Origin of the sequence: Microcoleus sp. FACHB-SPT15 (assembly GCF_014849525.1) — a bacterium.
Lineage (GTDB): Bacteria > Cyanobacteriota > Cyanobacteriia > Cyanobacteriales > Coleofasciculaceae > Symplocastrum > Symplocastrum torsivum.
In genome coordinates, this window is the sequence record NZ_JACJNU010000050.1 from 75,758 (window position 1) to 89,724 (window position 13,967).

The 13,967-nt window shown below is 44.8% G+C and carries 14 protein-coding genes; 8 read left to right on the forward strand and 6 right to left on the reverse strand.

Annotated features, from left to right (window positions below):
* Positions 1–216: 216 nt before the first annotated feature.
* Both H6F98_RS17420 and H6F98_RS17425 read left to right on the forward strand, forming a co-directional pair.
* Positions 217–681 (forward strand): regulatory protein RecX, encoded by a 465-nt coding sequence (locus H6F98_RS17420; protein WP_192219962.1) that lies wholly within the window; start codon positions 217–219, stop codon positions 679–681.
* A 298-nt stretch (positions 682–979) separates the two neighbouring features.
* A complete protein-coding gene (locus tag H6F98_RS17425; RefSeq protein ID WP_192219963.1) occupies positions 980–1,351 on the forward strand; it encodes a hypothetical protein in 372 nt (123 codons plus the stop codon).
* Positions 1,352–1,488: 137 nt separating this feature from the next.
* Here the strand turns inward: H6F98_RS17425 and H6F98_RS17430 are convergent, their stop codons facing one another.
* Together H6F98_RS17430 and H6F98_RS17435 are read right to left on the reverse strand one after the other, a co-directional pair.
* Positions 1,489–1,650 (reverse strand): hypothetical protein, encoded by a 162-nt coding sequence (locus H6F98_RS17430; RefSeq protein WP_192219964.1) that lies wholly within the window; start codon positions 1,648–1,650, stop codon positions 1,489–1,491.
* 38 nt (positions 1,651–1,688) lie between these two features.
* Entirely contained in the window at positions 1,689–1,973 is a 285-nt protein-coding gene (locus H6F98_RS17435) for a hypothetical protein (RefSeq protein ID WP_192219965.1), read from the reverse strand.
* Positions 1,974–2,155: 182 nt separating this feature from the next.
* On the opposite strand from H6F98_RS17435, the gene H6F98_RS17440 reads away from it, so the two are divergent.
* From H6F98_RS17440 to H6F98_RS17460, 5 genes are all read left to right on the forward strand, one after another.
* The gene (locus H6F98_RS17440; protein ID WP_192219966.1) at positions 2,156–3,073 is read left to right on the forward strand and encodes a LysR family transcriptional regulator; all 918 of its coding nucleotides are present in this window, start codon (positions 2,156–2,158) and stop codon (positions 3,071–3,073) included.
* Positions 3,074–3,118: 45 nt separating this feature from the next.
* Positions 3,119–4,012, forward strand: a complete 894-nt coding sequence (locus H6F98_RS17445; protein ID WP_192219967.1) for a LysR family transcriptional regulator — start codon at positions 3,119–3,121, stop codon at positions 4,010–4,012.
* A gap of 12 nt (positions 4,013–4,024) precedes the next feature.
* Positions 4,025–4,279: a hypothetical protein gene (locus H6F98_RS17450; RefSeq protein WP_242058584.1), complete on the forward strand. Its 255-nt coding sequence runs from the start codon at positions 4,025–4,027 to the stop codon at positions 4,277–4,279.
* A gap of 2 nt (positions 4,280–4,281) precedes the next feature.
* Positions 4,282–5,031, forward strand: a complete 750-nt coding sequence (locus H6F98_RS17455; protein ID WP_199348607.1) for an aspartate/glutamate racemase family protein — start codon at positions 4,282–4,284, stop codon at positions 5,029–5,031.
* A 120-nt stretch (positions 5,032–5,151) separates the two neighbouring features.
* Complete coding sequence (locus H6F98_RS17460; RefSeq protein WP_192219968.1) at positions 5,152–6,093, forward strand: DMT family transporter; 942 nt, start codon at positions 5,152–5,154, stop codon at positions 6,091–6,093.
* Between the two features lie 117 nt (positions 6,094–6,210).
* On the opposite strand, the gene H6F98_RS17465 is transcribed toward H6F98_RS17460, so the two are convergent.
* Both H6F98_RS17465 and H6F98_RS17470 read right to left on the reverse strand, forming a co-directional pair.
* Complete coding sequence (locus H6F98_RS17465) at positions 6,211–6,867, reverse strand: hypothetical protein (protein WP_192219969.1); 657 nt, start codon at positions 6,865–6,867, stop codon at positions 6,211–6,213.
* Between the two features lie 167 nt (positions 6,868–7,034).
* Complete coding sequence (locus tag H6F98_RS17470; protein WP_192219970.1) at positions 7,035–8,939, reverse strand: response regulator; 1,905 nt, start codon at positions 8,937–8,939, stop codon at positions 7,035–7,037.
* 189 nt (positions 8,940–9,128) lie between these two features.
* Here H6F98_RS17470 and H6F98_RS17475 point away from each other — a divergent pair, with 189 nt between their 5' ends.
* On the forward strand, positions 9,129–10,451 hold the full coding sequence (locus tag H6F98_RS17475) for a hypothetical protein (RefSeq protein ID WP_192219971.1): 1,323 nt from the start codon (positions 9,129–9,131) through the stop codon (positions 10,449–10,451).
* Between the two features lie 333 nt (positions 10,452–10,784).
* Here H6F98_RS17475 and H6F98_RS34125 read toward each other — a convergent pair whose 3' ends face one another.
* A complete protein-coding gene (locus tag H6F98_RS34125; protein ID WP_192219972.1) occupies positions 10,785–11,912 on the reverse strand; it encodes a calcium-binding protein in 1,128 nt (375 codons plus the stop codon).
* A 114-nt stretch (positions 11,913–12,026) separates the two neighbouring features.
* Positions 12,027–13,649, reverse strand: coding sequence for a calcium-binding protein (locus tag H6F98_RS17485; protein WP_192219973.1), 1,623 nt, complete (start codon positions 13,647–13,649; stop codon positions 12,027–12,029).
* Positions 13,650–13,967: the final 318 nt, after the last annotated feature.

Here is a 13,967-nt window from a genome sequence, read left to right on the forward strand (position 1 = left end):
CGAACTCACACTATGTTCCCTACAAAAAGCTAAGACAGAATAGAGGAAATTGGCATTCAAATTTCTCGTTAAAGATAATCATTTTCTCTGAATTACGAGTAATTGGTTGTTTAACCCAACATCAATTTGCTAGTATTAAAAAATCTTCATCATCTCATTTTGCTATTTTTAGCATAAAAAAATCAAATAATCAAACTTAATAATAAATTTAAGGAAATGATTTGTATAGACTATTTCTACCAACTTTTGTCTCGACGAGAATACAGCGCTTATGAACTTATAAAAAAAGCGAAAGAAAAAGGATTTGAACAAAACGATATTACAGAGGCGCTTCAGGAACTTCAAAGTAAAGAGTATCAGTCTGACACACGTTTAGTTGAGAGCATGATTTCCTCCTATCAAGGTAAGTATGGCAAATCTGTGATTAAGCGTAAATGCCGTGAAAAGGGAATTAATGCTGATGTATTTGAGCAAATCTGGGAATCACAAGCAGAGAGTGAGGAGCCAGGAGAACTGGACGATTTAAAAGCGAAGGTGATGCGAAAGTACAAGATTGATGATTTTTTTTCCATCGAACCCAAGACGAAGCGTCAGTTATGGAATTACCTTCAGTATCGGGGGTTCAATCCTAGCGAACTTTTGATTCAGTGGCAGAGGGAACAAGAAGAAGCGGTTGAGTAACTTCAATAAATTATGTAAATTGTACATCAGTCGCAGGCTTAACTACTATATGTATGACTCACTTCGTTACTATATCCCCACAGGTAGTGGTAAGGTGTCATAATTACCGATATCCTAAAAGCAGATCGTCCGCGAACAGAGAAATTGATAGTAGCGCGAAGCGGTGAGGATGTGCGTCAGGCTTCTGATAGTTGTCGCTCTACTCTCTACCTGAGTTTCCCATACGCCTATCCTCTGGATTATTTCATCGCTAGAGAAGCATCTATGGAAAGACGACAATAACTACATAGAGTGCATTATGTTCGCCAAACGTCCCAACACTGAGCCAGACAACTTAGTAATTTTTCCCGCTCAACCTCCCAGAGTAGAGCCGACTTGGCCGGACTATGAGGAATTGTTCTCCCCAACCCAAGTAGAAGCAACAGAACCATTGTGGGAGTTGAGCCAGACCGTCATTAACCGCCGCTGCTACTACAATCAGTATTGGCCCAAGAACACGGTGTTCCGTATCAAAGATGTTGATCTTGAAAATCACACCGTTTATTTGAACTTAATTTATCGCTGGGTGAATGCAGGGCAAGTCCAGCTCATCAAAAATCCCATGCCTCAACAGCCCCCTAAAGGCTTAGAACTAAATTATCTAATTGATGACGATTGCTCTGATTTTTGATGAGTTAGTCGTCAGCTTCAGGGAAGTAGAAACGTTCCACCGGAACGTCTCTAGGACTCGTGTCACTAGCTAACGCTGATGGCTGAAACTGACCTTTTCGTGTGGAGCGAATTAAATCCAAAAGAGCTTATTTTGCTTTACTGGCGGTAAGCAATAAAATTCCCGTAGTAGCAGCTAAAGCGCCAGAAAGTAATGAGAGGATGTACTATCTTACGAGTGACTCCCAAGAGCTTAGACTGAGACTTTTCAAGCTCAGGAGAACTCGCTTTCAAAAGGTGGTCATAAGTTGAAAGTTTCATGTTTTAAATCTCCTGTACTTTACAATTTAAGTTTTGAGTTACTGGTAATAACGTTGCTCAACCCAAACACGCATTTCAGCTTCAGAATCCCGTGTTACAGAGCTATTAGTCACTGGGTCGTAAGCATACCAGTGAGTATTTTCAAAGCGGTCAGTGCTTTGCCAAATTTTCAGCTCTTGCCCTAGAATCAGAGATTCGACTAGATGCTGCCAAATCCTATTTAGCCGTAAAAATAGTCCTGATTTCTTGGTTGGCTCTTGTTCAGTTTCCTTGAGAAGAAGTTCTAGGCTTTCTCTATCGGAATAATTGGTGGAGTTTGTCATAGAGGCTTACCTCAGAGGAGTTCTTCCTGTCTTTTTTCTTACAAATTAAGCTTAACTATTGTTTAATTGACCATCAAAGCATAATTTGCATAACGTGTATGAATAAAATCGATAGATAGATATAGCTGTCGAATTTAGATTGAAATACTTATTCATAATTCAAACAAGTTGCCATCACCCATATGAGTGAAATTAATCCATACAAGTTGAAAATCTCTCAGATGCGAGCTTTAGTTGCCGTAGCGGACTACGGTAATTTCAGTGAGGCAGCCTTGCAATTGGACTTATCGCAATCGGCAGTCAGTCATGCGATCGCCAGTTTGGAAGACGAGTTGGGGGTACTCTTGCTCATCAGGGGGCGTCAGGGAGCGCAGTTAACGCCAGTAGGGGAGCGAGTGATTACTCAGGCGCGTCAGGTGCTTTGTCTACTAGAAGAAATCGTGAAGGAAGCCAATTTAGAAAAAGGCTTAAACGGCGGTAGTGTACGCATTGCCACGTTTCGCAGTGTCGCTACACATATCCTGCCTGTTGTGATTGCCCGGTTTCGGCACAGCTTCCCCCAAATTGCTGTGACAATCATCGAACATCTCGATCATGCAGGAGTGGAGCAAGCGATGCACGACGGGCGGGCTGACATTGGCTTTACGCTTCTTCCTGCTAGTGAGGAATTTGAGACTTGGGAACTTTTGAAGGATGAGTATGTTGTCCTGCTACCGCCGACTCCAAGACTCAGGAAAACTCAAGTGACTTGGGAACAATTAGAAAGCTACCCATTAATCTTGCCCAGTCCCACGGATGCCTTCTATATCCAGCTTCACAATCACTTGCACACTTGGGGATTTCCTCTAAGAGTCACTTATGAGGTTAATGAAGACTCAACGATTGTCAGCATGGTTGTCCAAGGTTTGGGGGCAGCGATTCTCCCCCGACTGGCTGCCGAACCATTACCAGCAGGAGTGCAAGTGTACAGTTTACCCGTTCCCTTAGAGCGAGTCATTGGGGTAGCGATTCTTAGCAATGTGCTTCATACTCCTGCTGTCTTCGCCTTTCTAGATGCCCTAAGAAATGTGGGGCAATTTAGCGAGAAAGCAGCAGTTTAAGGTGGGTAAAGGCAAATCTTGTGAATGAAATTCAGGAGAAACTTGATGAAGCTCTCTCAAATTCGTGCTTTCGTCGCCGTAGCCGATCATTGTAACTTTAGTGAAGCGGCACTGCACTTGGATTTGTCTCAGTCAGCCGTCAGTCATGCGATCGCCTCTCTAGAAGAAGAGTTAGGGGTGCAGTTACTGGCGCGAGGACGTCATGGGGCAAATTTAACGCCAGTTGGGAGACGAGTCATTGAACAGGCGCGTCAGATGTTACAACTACAAGATGCGATCGCAAAAGAAGCAAACCTAGAAAAAGGCTTACAAGGGGGAACAGTAAGGCTTGCAGCGTTTCGTAGTGTCGCGACTCATATCCTGCCAAGTGCAATTGCTCGATTTCGGCGCAAGTTCCCAAAGATTGCCGTAACAATTATTGAACACTTCGATCATGTTGGTGTGGAACAAGCGTTGCGCGAAGGGCGTGCTGATATTGGCTTTACTCATATTCCAGCTACTGATGAATTTGAGGTATGGGAAATTGTGCGAGATAACTATGTTGTCCTGCTACCGCCGACACCTAAATTAAGGAATTCCCAGTTAACTTGGGAGCAATTAGTGAGCCATCCATTAATCTTTCCTTGCGCCAACGATACCTGTTATACCCGGATTCACAACCATTTCCTAGCTTCAGGATTCCAACCGAATATTGCTTACGAAGTCAACGAAGATTCAACAATAGTCAGTATGGTAATGCAAGGCTTAGGAGCCGCAATTATGCCCCTACTTGCTGTTAAACCAGTACCAACAGGAATTCAGGTGTGTAAATTACCCGTTCCCTTAGAGCGAGTAATTGGCACAGCGGTTCTTTCTAACGCGCTTCATACTCCCGCTGTCTTCGCTTTTCTAGATGCCTTGAAGAATGTAGGTCAATTTAGTGAGAAAGCAGCAGTTTGAGGAGCTAATCACTTGATTCCGAATGGAGAAAAAATGCTCTTACCGCTGGAACAAATTATCGTCCCCCCTGGACATCAGTTGTTATTGAGAAATGTTAGTTGGCAGCAGTTTCAAGATATTTTAGAAAGCTTGGGTGAAAGTCGCAGTGCGAGACTTTCTTATAGTCAAGGAATGCTGGAAATTATGACTCCACTGCCAGAACATGAAGATGAAAAACTAATTATAGGAGATTTTGTCAAGGCAATTCTTGAAGAAAGTAGAGAATGAGTATGAAAGTTACTGAACCTAGAAAGCATGAAGTCATTTCGATGAAGACGATTGGATTTCTCGGAGGCATGAGCAGCCAAGCTACTGCTGAATATTATCGCTTAATCAATCAAGAGGTGAAGGCAATTAGGGGTGGACATACAGTTGCAGAAATACTGATGTATAGCGTGAATTTTCAAAATATTGAAGCATTTGTACGGAACGAGCAATGGGAAGATGCGGCTAACTATTTGGTTGACAAAGCGCTGAGGATAGAACGGGGAGGAGCAGATTTTCTCATTATTGGAACAAACACAATGCATCGGGTTGCACCACAGATTGCTTCTGCCATTAAAATCCCCTTAGTCCACATTATTGATGTCACTGCCGAAGCAATTCTAAGGCTCGGACTTAAGACTATCGGTATCCTAGGCACTAAACCAGTCATGGAGGCAGATTTTTACAGAAACAGATTCAAAGAAAAATTTGATATTGAACTGATTGCACCTTCAGACAGAGAGCGCGAACGAGTTGATACAATTATTTTTGATGAATTATGTCACGGTATCATTTCACAAAAGTCTAGAGATGAATACATTAGTGCGATGCAAAATCTTGCTGATAGAGGAGCCGAGGGAATTATATTAGGCTGTACTGAAATTGATTTATTAGTAACAGCAGAGAACTTTTCGGAGTTACCGCTATTTGACACAACAAAGTTACACGTACACAAAGCAGTTAATCTTTGCTTGGGAATCGAAGAAATCGTCTAACTTTGGCAGATAAGCATAGTTTATCAAAGCCTGGTATTTCTCTGGTGTTGTCAGCCACGTAAAAGGGAAAAACCTTTAACGTCAGTAGAATCAGACTATACTTCATGGTCAATTTCAGCGGTGCTTGGCTTTCTGATCGTTTTGCTGTCGTCTGTCTTTTTCTGTTTTCAAAATGTAATTGTCAGGGTTCTATTTAATGAATACCCAATTCTGGGACTCTTTCAAACTGGAGGTTTTGTTACACCTACCCCGCAAAACTCATTTCTCTTGATGTTCATGCGGATGCTGTTAGTCGTGCCGTTGATGGCATTCCTTGCTCCAAAGCTCTATCCTCCGACTTGGAAGGATATTAGACAGTTAGGGAATCTAGAACAACGCACACTTCTACTGCAATCAGTGGGATGTGGGATTCTCATGTTTCTCTATTTAGTCCTGCTCTACATTTCTATCGGACTGATTCCTGCGGGCATTGCTCTAACTCTCTTCTTTAGTTATCCCGTTTTCACTACTCTATTTTCGTGGCGGCTGTTTGGGAGTCGCCCGACTCTCTTTCGTTGGAGTGTGATGGGGTTGATATTACTGGGCAGTTCCCTAACACTGCCCCATTCCCAGACGGCAAATGGATTTAGCTCACTTGGTGTCATCACTGGGATTGCTTCTGGGATAACGTATGCTCTTTATACCGTCATTGCTCAAAAAAGCTTTGAAACGATACATCCTGTTCCCTTTACCTGGATCAGTTTTACTACCACATTAGTCTTATCGGCAGCCAGTCTTCTGATTTGGAATGTGCATGAGGCTCAGCTTGCTTGGCTTCCCCTCTGGATTGGCGGACTTCTGTCTGCGATCGCAACTTTTGCTGGACACCTGCTGAACAACTTTGGTATTCGCCGCATCGGTGCTGCGTCTGCCTCAATGATCAGCGCTAGCAATCCAGCACTCACAGTCATTTTGGCTTGGTTAACAATTCAGGAAACGCTAAATGGTTTGCAACTTGTTGGAGTCGTTATTGTGACATCGAGTGTTGCACTGCTGAGTCGAGAACACCGTTCGTCAAAGTAACGTCGTAGCAATTTGATGTTTTGGTTCATGGCTTAATTCCCCGTACCTCAGAGGACATAACAAGTGACCAATCTAGAAAAACCCCCGTGCAAGCTGCTTATCAGCAAGGCGTAAGCGTTATTGCACTCGCTTATCCAGCACAGACGCAATAGTTTGTAAGGATGTGAGGGGAGTTGTGCGATCTGGGTGAATAATAAAAACCGTATTCAACGTTGTGTCTCTGCGGAAGATGGCAACATCAGTGTTTCCAACATTCTGAATGCTTCCTCTAAACCCGATTGCTGAATTACCAACCCCAGTCAGCTCTATGAATTGTAAGTCTGTTGGTTTTTCCTGACCAAGCACTTGTGTTAATGTGTCTGGACTACTCAACATGGCATCTAAGAAGGCTATACCAAGCGGAGAGCCAGGTTCGCTATTTACAAATACATTAGCAAGCGGTGCTGAAGATACACAAACGAGTTCAACAATCTCTGTATCCTTTTGAAGTGCAAAAGCATTTCCTTGGCTTTCGGAAGGAGTACAATTTCCGATCGCTACTCCTGAATATTCGGTGAATCCAGTTGGTAAATCATCAAGGGTTAGTAATTGTATGGGTGGATTAGCTGCCAATGCAGATTCATTGAGAGTTGAGAAAGTAAACACACAACTCAACAAGATAGCGAGAGTAATTAGTAGCTTTTTCACCATACTGTGACTCTGTGATTGATATTCAGACGGATGCGAGCGATCTTCCTCATTCAAGAGTGCAACTGCGTCTTGTGGCTGCGTCATCTAGCAAAGTTCCTATCTTGCTACTTTTTGCAATGCTTTTACCTCAAATTTAAGGCTTCAGTAAAGTCTGTGTCAGAAACAGACAACACCAGCCAAAAAGCGATCGCTTCCTCTAATTGTCAGATGCAATCCTACAAAGTGCGCTCATAAGCAAATAATGAGCTACTTCACCCAATTAATTTCTGCCAGTTACGCAGGATTCGTACTCGTTCGACGCGATTGAGCACACGCGCAACTAATTCTGGTTCCACAATCGGTTTATTCACGTAGTCATCTGCACCAACAGTAAATACTCGATGTAGTGTTTCTGCATCAGTACGAGCGGATAGAAATAGCACAGGTAAATCACTCCAGTTCGGGTCGTTGCGGACTACCTGACATAAATCAATACCACTTAATTCCGGCATATCTACATCCAGAATCAGCAAATCAGGTGCAGTTTGCTCCAGCGTCTGCCAAAACTGCTGGGGATCATTGAGTAAAGTAAGCTGGAATCCCCAAGGCTCTAGTAAAGTTCGCAAAAATTCTAGTAACTGAAGGTCATCGTCAACAATCAGTAGCTTGACTTCAGGAATGCTCGTTTTTTGCAGCACTTTTGCGATCGCATCTAAAACCTGAGTTGGGGAGACTGGCTTCTGTAAAAAGCTTCGTCCTCCTAAACGCGCCGCTTTGAGGCGCTCGGTAAAGTTCTCTTGCGCTGTAAAAACCACAACAGGAATAGGTGGCTGATAGCTTGCCAATTCTACTAACAGACTGAAACCGTTCTCGGCGGAGTCAGGGAAGCACAGATCGAGTAATACCACATCGGGTTGAGATAAAGCGATCGCGTCTCTCGCTTGAGTAAGGTTAGTCGCTACCTCTGCTTGCATTCCCCTCGCTATCGCTTCTGATTGCAACACCAGAGCAAGGGGTGCATCGTCATCCACGATTAATAACCGAGTTTGTGGCTTTCCATCCGTCGGTTGAGGTGCAGGAGCAGTGCTTCCCGTATCCTTTAACGTAACTGCTGGTTGCTCTAAGGCTTGCCGTAAGGCGACAAGCAGCCCAGAAAGTTGCTCCAACTGAACCGGATTCAGTCCTTCCTCAGCTTGAAGACTCTGTTCAATCTCACGCGACAGACGAGACGCTTCGACAAAGCCAAAACTACCCAGTGAGCCTACTAATGTGTGAGCTTCCCTTACCGCCTGTTGTTGCAATGCTTCCGTGAACGTACCTTCCCGTGATCGCATTACTGCTTGCTCTAAAATTGTGATGCGATCGTAGTACTTGCCCTTAAATCGCTCCCAAATTGTCGAGAGTTCCGGTATAACTGGCGGTTGAGTTTGATGAGCTGCTGTTGTTGAAGAGGGAGCAGGACGTGGGATTGGTGTTGTTTCTACTTCCCGACTTTTAGGTGCTGATTCTGCTGGTTTCAGACGATACCCAAGTCCGTAGACTGTCTCAATCAACTCCGGCGCACCCGCTTTCTTGATTTTCTGACGTAAGCTCTTGATGTGCGCTCTAACAGTATTTTCTGAAGGGGGTTCTTCAAACGACCAAAGATGATCGAGAAGGGCACTCTGGCTGAATATTCGCTGAGTATTGCGTAAAAGAAGCTCTATGAGAGCATATTCCTTAGCCGTAAGACGCAACAGTTCTCCATCGTAAGTCACCTTACAACTACTGGGGTCAAGACGCAGATTTTCCCACTCCAGCAAAGGAGTTCCGATAGAACTGTTACGACGGAGCAACGCTCGAATTCGGGCTAGTAGCTCAGGTACATCAAAAGGCTTGGTTAGATAATCATCCGCGCCGGCATCTAATCCGATAACTTTATCAGTGCTGATATCGTGAGCAGTGAGTAAGAGAATCGGAGTGCGATCGCCTGCTTTCCGGCGCTGCCGACAAAAGCTAATTCCATCTAGCTTTGGCAGCATCAAATCTAGCAAAATCAAATCGTACTCAAATGCTTCTGCTAGTTCCAATCCCTCCTGACCATCTGTCGCCAGCTCAACTAGATAATGCTGATGGGTCAGCGCTTCCTGAAGCAGTTGGGCAATGCTCTCATCGTCCTCTACTAGCAGAATTTTCACAACCGATGGTTACCTAATACCTGTATTTGACAGCAGCATAACAAACAAAGAAAAAGTTGGACATCGCGCAAGAAGTCTCTTTTTGAATGAGGATAAGGAAAGGGGAGAGGTGGGGAGTAAGCCGTACAACTGTCTAAAGTCAGAATTCTATACTTGTAGATAGTAGGGAAATCTTTATTGAGATTAGCTATGGCTCCCGATCCCAAAATAATGAAAGCTGTCGAGCAACTGGGCTACCGCGTCACCGTTGGGGATGTGGCAACCCAGGCTGGATTAAATATCAATCTTGCCCAACAAGGTTTACTTGCCCTAGCCTCCAATGCGGGCGGACATTTACAGGTAGCAGAGTCGGGTGAGATTGCCTACCTCTTTCCCAAAAACTTTCGTTCAGTTCTACGCAACAAGTTCTTACGGTTGCAGTTGCAGGAATGGTGGGAAAAAGTTTGGCGTGTCTTATTTTACCTGATCCGGATTTCTTTCGGAATTGTGCTGCTGCTTTCCATCGTCCTGATTATGGTGGCGATCGCAATTATCGTCATTGGCATTAGTGCAGCTAGCGATAACAACGATTCCGGTGGTGATAGCAGTCATTCCGGGGGGGGCGGCTTCTCCATGCCCTTCTTCTGGTTTGGCCCTGATATCTTCTGGTTTTTCGACCCAGGTTATGATCGGCGCTACTCTCGCCAAGGGGCTGCCTCTCGTTCATCTGAAAAAAAACAGTTAAATTTCCTGGAAGCAATCTTCTCGTTTCTGTTTGGTGATGGCAATCCCAACGCTGATTTAGAAGAACGTCGTTGGCAAGAGATTGCTACTGTAATTCGCAATTCTCGTGGTGCTGTAGCCGCAGAACAGATTGCACCGTATCTTGACAATCTTGGGGAATCGTATCAACGCGAGTCCGAAGACTATATGCTGCCTGTGCTGGCTCGCTTCGATGGGTATCCGGAAGTTAGCCCAGACGGAGAGATTGTCTATCACTTCCCAACCCTTCAAACCACAGCACGACAGCAGTCTGTGCAAGCCGTGCAAGCTTATCTCCGGGAACGGCTTTGGCGCTTTAGTCAGGCAACTAGTGGTCAGGTTATGCTAGCGATCGGGCTAGGTGCTGTGAACTGTGTTGGTGCTTTAATGCTGGGTTCCCTCTTGAGTGGGGGGCAGATTGCCGCACAGTTGGGTGGATTTGTTGCCTTTGTCCAGTCAATTTACTGGTTACTACTAGCTTACGGAATTGGTTTTTTAGCAATCCCACTGATTCGGTATTTCTGGATTCAGCTAAAAAATAAGAGTGTAGAAGCGCGAAATCAAAAACGGCAAGAACAAGCGATCGCACTGAGTCAGGCAGACACTACTGTTCAGAAGAAAATTGCTTATGCTCAGCAATTCGCTGCTCAAAATGTCATTACTGAAGAAAATTTGGTCTACACCAGTGAAAACGATTTACTCGACCAAGAGATAGAGCGCTCAGACCAAATTGATGCAGAGTGGCGACGGCGCTTAGAATCAGGTTCTTGATCGAAGTAGGGGATGATGAGTGTACTGAGGTTTCCGTTACTGCTTCGTTTCCTGTGGCAATACTCCGTTCAAAGGGCTAGCAATATAGCAGTTTTCAGTTGAATGAAGTACAGCAGGACAATAGCAAAGAAGTTCCTAAAGCAATTGTTGAATAAATTGCCGTTGTGGTCAGCCGTAAAGCCTGGTTTTAGGCAATAAAAGCGATCGCGTGCCTCATACAGTGGGGCAGAAAAGCTGACGAATCAAAATCCTCCCATTTCCCCATTTGTCCATCATTCGGTGAAGTGGTCAGAAACTTTTGCCTTGATACACTAGCTTCTGTAGTTATGGTACTTAGGCAAAGATGAAAATATCTGCGTTGGTCATTGCCAAGCCAGTAGAGAGTATGAAGATCTGTACTTGCGCCGTGCCACCAATGCCATCAGCATCAAAGAACAGACCACCTGTAGTGCTGTTGTAGATAAAGCGATCGCTACTATCAGCTGCCGCTGAACCAATGGTGAATTGAGTCTCATTTAGTACAGTTCCCCCAGCCAGTCCACCGCCGAAACCACTAGCTGAGAAACCCAGCAAATCCTCTCCCACCTGAAAATCGGTAATCGTGTCAATGGCTGTAGTGCTGTACTTACGGAGGAAACGGTCAGCTCCAACGCCACCTGTGAGTATATCGTTACCGATGCCGCCGACTATGCGATCATCGCCTCCCTCACCCAGAAGGGTGTCATTGCCCTGCTTGCCATACAAAACGTTGTTGGCATCATTCCCCGTGATGGTGTTGTTCAACTCATTGCCTGTGCCATTGATTGGCTGATCCTGCTCTCCTCCTGCTGGATTCGCTGCTCCTTTGAGCAAAAGGTTCTCCACGTTGGCACTCAAAATCCAAGAGACGGTAGTTTCAACAGTGTCTACTCCAGCATTTACGTCTTCAATGATGCTGTCTGTGACATCTCTAACACGGTAAATATCATTACCCGTTCCGCCATAGAGGAAATCGCCACCACCCGAACCTTCCAAGGTGTCATTACCTGCTAGACCAAAAAGGGAGTTCTGATAAGAATTCCCGATGAGAAAGTTATTTAGCTCGTTGCCTGTGGCATTAACATTGGCATTATTTGCACCACCTAAGATTTGTAGGTGTTCTACATTGGCAGCCAATGTATAACTCACACTTCCCGATGTATTCCCAACATTAAAGATAACCTTGTCTACTAGACCACCATTCACGTCTTCAACAACGTTGTCCAATAGGTTGTCTACGTAATAAGTATCAACACCCGCTCCACCAATGAGGGTATCCGCGCCAGTTCCACCATCAAGGCTGTCATTACCATCATCCCCAAATAGCTCATCATTTCCTGCATTACCATTGAGTGTGTCATTGCCAGCCAGACCTCTAATGATGTCATCGCTGTCGGTACCAAATAAAACGTTATTAGTCGCGTCGCCATTAATAATAGCCATGAGATTTTTCCTTATGTTCAATCGTTCAAAAGCTTGGGAAAAAGTTAGATAATAACTGCCAAAAACAAATTGCAGCTACTGGCAAAACCACTTGCCTTAGTCGAGTAAGAGAGACTATGCGAAGATAAAAATATCCGCGTTGGTCATTGCCAAGCCAGAAGAGAGTGTGAAGATTTTTACTTGTGCCGTGCCACCAATACCATCAGCATCAAAGAACAGACCACCTGTAGCGCTGTTGTAGATGAAGCGATCGCTACTATCAGCCGCCGCTGAACCAATGGTAAATTGAGTCTCATTCAGTACAGCTCCCCCAGCTAGTCCACCGCCGAAACCACTAGCTGAGAAACCCAGCAAATCCTCTCCCATCTGAAAATCGGTAATAGTGTCAATGGCTGTAGTGCTGTACTTACGGAGGAAATGGTCAGCCCCAGTACCACCTGTAAGCGTGTCACTGCCCTTGCCACCAATTAAGGTGTCGTTGCCCGCACCACTCATGAGGATGTCATTACCCGCTTTTCCTATGAGAGTGTCAAGGCTGTAATCTCCCCTAATTTCATTACTGAGTTCGTTACCAGTGCCATACATGGTATCGAGGCTACTAAGCGCATAGAGAGTCAGGTTTTCCACGTTGGCACTAAGTGTCCAAGAAGCAGCAGAGAAAACCAAGTCTATGCCACCATTTGCGTCCTCAACAATGGTGTCGTTGGCATCAGAATATATATCATCGTTATAGATGAGATAAAGATCATTACCATTTCCACCGATAAGGATGTCGTTACCGCCTCCTCCAGTGAGGTCGTCATCGCCATCGCCACCATTTAAAGTGTTGCTGGCATCATTGCCTTGAATGCTGTTGTTGAGAGCATTACCTGTTCCATTTATCGCCGCCTCACCGATCAGATAAAGTGCTTCTACGTTGGTAGCTAGCGTCCAAGTGACGGAAGAGTTAATCGTATCTATGCCACCATTCACACCTTCGATAATTGTGTCGGTGTTATCGCTGATGTAATAAGTATCATTACCATCTCCACCATCAAGGATATCTGAGCCGCCTCCTCCGACAAGACCGTCATCGCCAGCACCACCAAACAGCGAGTTGTTAGCATCGTTGCCAGTAAGACCGTTGTTGAGACCATTACCCGTGCCATTTATCGCTGCATTACCCGTAAGAACTAGACGTTCTAGGTTGCTACCCAGCGTCCAACTGATGCTCGATTCTATAGTGTCGGTATCGTAGTAAGGATTGCTAAACTCAATAACTTGGTCGCCGATGTTGTCAACAATATAGGTGTCGCTACCATTGCCACCCTCCATGCGATCGGCACCCGCACCACCATCGAGAAGGTCATCGCCGAAGCCAGCAAATAGAGAGTTGTTGGCAGAGTTTCCGTAGATGAGGTTGCCTAGATCGTTACCTGTGCCATTTATTGCTGCATTACCCGTAAGAACCAGCTTTTCTAAGTTCTCACCTAGTACCCAAGTAATGCTGGATTCTACGGTGTCGAAACTATTACTATCATTAGGGGCTGTCTCTTCAATCAGATCGCCAATGTTGTCAACAATGTAGGTGTCATTACCATTGGCACCCTCCATGAGATCGGCACCTATACCACCATCTAGAATGTCATCACCCTCTCCCCCATTGAGGGTGTCATTGCCCGCTAAGCCATTTAGGATGTCGTTCTCATCAGTTCCGCTGAGAGTGTCATCGCCATTCGTGCCGTTTCTAGTTGCCATCTTGACATACTCAATTTTGTCCTTTTTTCAGTTAACTAGAATACAAAGCGATCGCACTTCACCCACTTAGGTCACCCGATTGGGTGACCTACAATTTTTTCATCTATCCATAGGCGGATTATTGATTTTAGCAAAGTCTACTTATGCTAAGGAATTAATTTACTTAACCCCCGGCTTAACTGTTTGCTGAGGCAGCAGGTGTGCTTGAACTTAGCTGATTAAACAAAATTATTGGTGATTCGCCAAGTGGTAAGTGATCGTCTATCCGCACGCTATTTAGCGTCAGATTATCAAGGTAGGATAAAAGGCAACTATCTT

Excerpts from the sequence above, each read along its gene's own strand:
- H6F98_RS17420 (WP_192219962.1), top strand. The coding sequence starts at position 217 with ATGATTTGTATAGACTATTTCTACCAACTTTTGTCTCGACGAGAATAC.
- H6F98_RS17425 (WP_192219963.1), top strand. The coding sequence starts at position 980 with ATGTTCGCCAAACGTCCCAACACTGAGCCAGACAACTTAGTAATTTTT.
- H6F98_RS17430 (WP_192219964.1), bottom strand. The coding sequence starts at position 1,650 with ATGAAACTTTCAACTTATGACCACCTTTTGAAAGCGAGTTCTCCTGAG.
- H6F98_RS17435 (WP_192219965.1), bottom strand. The coding sequence starts at position 1,973 with ATGACAAACTCCACCAATTATTCCGATAGAGAAAGCCTAGAACTTCTT.
- H6F98_RS17440 (WP_192219966.1), top strand. The coding sequence starts at position 2,156 with ATGAGTGAAATTAATCCATACAAGTTGAAAATCTCTCAGATGCGAGCT.
- H6F98_RS17445 (WP_192219967.1), top strand. The coding sequence starts at position 3,119 with ATGAAGCTCTCTCAAATTCGTGCTTTCGTCGCCGTAGCCGATCATTGT.
- H6F98_RS17455 (WP_199348607.1), top strand. The coding sequence starts at position 4,282 with ATGAAAGTTACTGAACCTAGAAAGCATGAAGTCATTTCGATGAAGACG.
- H6F98_RS17465 (WP_192219969.1), bottom strand. The coding sequence starts at position 6,867 with ATGACGCAGCCACAAGACGCAGTTGCACTCTTGAATGAGGAAGATCGC.
- H6F98_RS17475 (WP_192219971.1), top strand. The coding sequence starts at position 9,129 with ATGGCTCCCGATCCCAAAATAATGAAAGCTGTCGAGCAACTGGGCTAC.
- H6F98_RS34125 (WP_192219972.1), bottom strand. The coding sequence starts at position 11,912 with ATGGCTATTATTAATGGCGACGCGACTAATAACGTTTTATTTGGTACC.
- H6F98_RS17485 (WP_192219973.1), bottom strand. The coding sequence starts at position 13,649 with ATGGCAACTAGAAACGGCACGAATGGCGATGACACTCTCAGCGGAACT.